The organism is Geomonas propionica (assembly GCF_016458235.1).
In the GTDB taxonomy this organism is placed as follows: Bacteria; Desulfobacterota; Desulfuromonadia; order Geobacterales; family Geobacteraceae; genus Geomonas; species Geomonas propionica.
Map to the genome: position 1 here is coordinate 1 of NZ_JAEMHK010000031.1, position 3,034 is coordinate 3,034.

Below are 3,034 nucleotides of genomic sequence, written 5' to 3' on the forward strand. Positions count from 1 at the left end.
TTATGATCGGGGGGTGGAGAACCACCCCCCTCTCTAAGAATTTTTTATGGTCAAGCCTCACGGCCGATTAGTACCGGTAAGCTGAATGCATTACTGCACTTACACACCCGGCCTATCAACGTTGTGGTCTACAACGGGCCTTTAGGGGATTGCTCCCAGGGATACCTAATCTTGAAGGAGGCTTCCCGCTTAGATGCTTTCAGCGGTTATCCTTTCCGTACATAGCTACCCAGCGACTGCTCCTGGCGGAACAACTGGAACACCAGAGGTACGTTCAACCCGGTCCTCTCGTACTAAGGTCAACTCTTCTCAAGTATCCTACGCCCACAGAAGATAGGGACCAAACTGTCTCACGACGTTTTAAACCCAGCTCGCGTACCGCTTTAATTGGCGAACAGCCAAACCCTTGGGACCTACTTCAGCCCCAGGATGCGATGAGCCGACATCGAGGTGCCAAACCTCCCCGTCGATGTGAACTCTTGGGGGAGATCAGCCTGTTATCCCCGGCGTACCTTTTATCCGTTGAGCGACGGCCCTTCCATACAGAACCGCCGGATCACTAAGACCTACTTTCGTACCTGCTCGACTTGTTGGTCTCGCAGTCAAGCTCCCTTATGCCTTTACACTCTACGGCTGGTTTCCAATCAGCCTGAGGGAACCTTCGCGCGCCTCCGTTACTCTTTGGGAGGCGACCGCCCCAGTCAAACTACCCATCAGACAGTGTCCCCGATCCGGATGACGGACCTGGGTTAGACATCCAAACAAACCAGGGTGGTATTTCAAGGTTGACTCCACCGAGACTAGCGTCCCAGCTTCAAAGTCTCCCACCTATCCTACACAAGCTTATTCGAATGTCACTGTCAAACTGTAGTAAAGGTGCACGGGGTCTTTCCGTCTTTCTGCGGGTACTCGGCATCTTCACCGAGAATTCAATTTCGCTGAGCCACTGGTTGAGACAGCGCGGAAATCGTTACGCCATTCGTGCAGGTCGGAACTTACCCGACAAGGAATTTCGCTACCTTAGGACCGTTATAGTTACGGCCGCCGTTTACCGGGGCTTCGGTTCAAAGCTTCACCTTGCGGCTAACAAATCCCCTTAACCTTCCGGCACCGGGCAGGCGTCAGACCCTATACGTCGTCTTGCGACTTTGCAGAGTCCTATGTTTTTAGTAAACAGTCGCTACCGCCATTTCTCTGCGACCCTCTTCAGCTGTGCGAGCGAATCGCCTTCACCAAAAAGGGCATACCTTCTCCCGAAGTTACGGTATCATTTTGCCGAGTTCCTTAACCAGTGTTCTCTCAAGCACCTTAGGACATTTATCCTCACCCACCTGAGTCGGTTTACGGTACGGTCACCTGCTGTCTGAAGCTTAGAGGCTTTTCTTGGAAGCATGGGATCAACGACTTTGTGGGGATACCCCCTCGTCATCAGTTCTCAGCGTTGAATGGAGAAAGGGATTTGCCTCCTTCTCCCGCCTACGACCTTAAACCTGGACAACCAGCGCCAGGATCGTCTACCCTACTCCGTCCCCCCATCGCAACAACAGGTGGTACGGGAATATTAACCCGTTTCCCATCAACTACGCCTTTCGGCCTCGCCTTAGGGACCGACTAACCCTACGCAGATTACCTTTACGTAGGAAACCTTGGGTTTTCGGTGACAAGGTTTCTCACCTTGTTTTTCGCTACTCATGTCAGCATAATCTCTTGTGATACCTCCAGCCGTCCTCACGGTCGACCTTCGCAGGCTTACACAATGCTCCCCTACCACTTGATCCTTAAGGATCAAATCCGTAGCTTCGGTACTACGCTTAGCCCCGTTACATTTTCCGCGCAGACCCACTCGACCAGTGAGCTATTACGCTTTCTTTAAAGGGTGGCTGCTTCTAAGCCAACCTCCTGGTTGTCTGGGCATTTCCACATCGTTTTCCACTTAGCGTAGATTTTGGGACCTTAGCTGACGGTCTGGGCTCTTTCCCTTTCGACTACGGATCTTATCACCCGCAGTCTGACTCCCACAATAACAGTTAGCGGTATTCGGAGTTTGGTTAGGTTTGGTAATCCGGTAAGACCCCTAGCCCATCCAGTGCTCTACCCCCGCTACTTACTTTGTGAGGCTATACCTAAATATATTTCGGGGAGAACCAGCTATCTCCGAGTTTGATTAGCCTTTCACTCCTATCCACACCTCATCCCCTGGCTTTTCAACGCCAGTGGGTTCGGGCCTCCACGAAGTGTTACCTTCCTTTCACCCTGGACATGGATAGATCACCCGGTTTCGGGTCTACCCCCAGCAACTATGTCGCCCTATTAAGACTCGCTTTCGCTGCGGCTCCGTTCTATGAACTTAACCTCGCTGCTGAGGGTAACTCGCTGACTCATTATGCAAAAGGCACGCGGTCACACTGGATTGCTCCATAGTGCTCCCACTGCTTGTAGGCATACGGTTTCAGGTTCTATTTCACCCTCCTCATTGGAGTACTTTTCACCTTTCCCTCACGGTACTGGTTCACTATCGGTCAGAGAGTAGTATTTAGCCTTGGGAGATGGTCCTCCCGGATTCCCACCAGGTTTCACGTGCCTGGCGGTACTCGGGGACACCCTAGGGTGAATCATGGTTTCGGATACGGGGCTATCACCCACTATGGCCGGCCTTTCCAGACCGCTCTCCTACCATTCATCAATCCCACGTCGGGGCCCCACAACCCCGATACCATCGAAATAGTATCGGTTTGGGCTATTCCGCTTTCGCTCGCCGCTACTGACGGAATCACTTTTGTTTTCTTTTCCTGAGGGTACTTAGATGTTTCAGTTCCCCTCGTTCGCCACGCATGGCTATGTATTCACCATGCGTTACTGGAGCATTACCTCCAGTGGGTTTCCCCATTCGGAAATCTCCGGGTCAAAGCCTGTTTAGCGGCTCACCGAAGCTTATCGCAGCTTACCACGTCCTTCATCGCCTCTCTCTGCCTAGGCATCCACCGTACGCCCTTAGTAGCTTGACCATAAAAAAACTGTAAATGATCTAACTGAC

General features: G+C 52.0%; 1 rRNA gene. It reads right to left on the minus strand.

The features are described from left to right. Window positions 1–46: 46 nt before the first annotated feature. A 23S ribosomal RNA gene (locus JFN90_RS21995) occupies window positions 47–3,005 on the minus strand. Window positions 3,006–3,034: the final 29 nt, after the last annotated feature.